This window comes from Oceanospirillum sediminis, from assembly GCF_014164585.1.
GTDB lineage: Bacteria > Pseudomonadota > Gammaproteobacteria > Pseudomonadales > Halomonadaceae > Oceanospirillum > Oceanospirillum sediminis.
In genome coordinates, this window is sequence record NZ_JACJFM010000125.1 from 1 (window position 1) to 473 (window position 473).

Here is a 473-nt window from a genome sequence, read left to right on the forward strand (position 1 = left end):
AGCGCCAAGCTGCGGGGCATCTGTCATACAGATTCCACAGGCCAGATCCGTTAATGTGCTCGGTGTCAGTGTGGTATTGCTTATTAGTTAATTCATTATTGAAATAGACTTTCATTGTTAACCTCACTCATCATCACGTAAATGAATCTACATCAACCCACATCAAAAGGCAAGCCAAAATACGTCAACACTGCAATCTTTATCTGGTCGAGTCCACACGCCACCGCAGAGAATGCACCAGCGCTGGCGCTATCGTTGAGAAACGGTATCTGTCCAGGTTGCCATTTGCTAAGCGTTGAATCATGCCGCTTCAACTCTATCGTCGCTTTATACCACCTCACACCAGGCGTCAGGATTATCACATCAGACACCCCTGACCTTACACCTTTCCTTGCGCGCGATGCCAGATGCTGCACTGAGTTGCTTTTGGTCTCCTGAGACGGATGGAACCACAGCACATCAGGAAACTGGTA

At 48.0% G+C, this 473-nt stretch carries 1 protein-coding gene; it reads right to left on the bottom strand.

What is annotated here, in order from left to right; translation table 11 throughout:
• Positions 1 to 152: 152 nt before the first annotated feature.
• Positions 153 to 473 (bottom strand): VRR-NUC domain-containing protein (locus H4O21_RS24185; protein WP_182812453.1); only part of this gene is annotated, 321 nt, incomplete at its 5' end.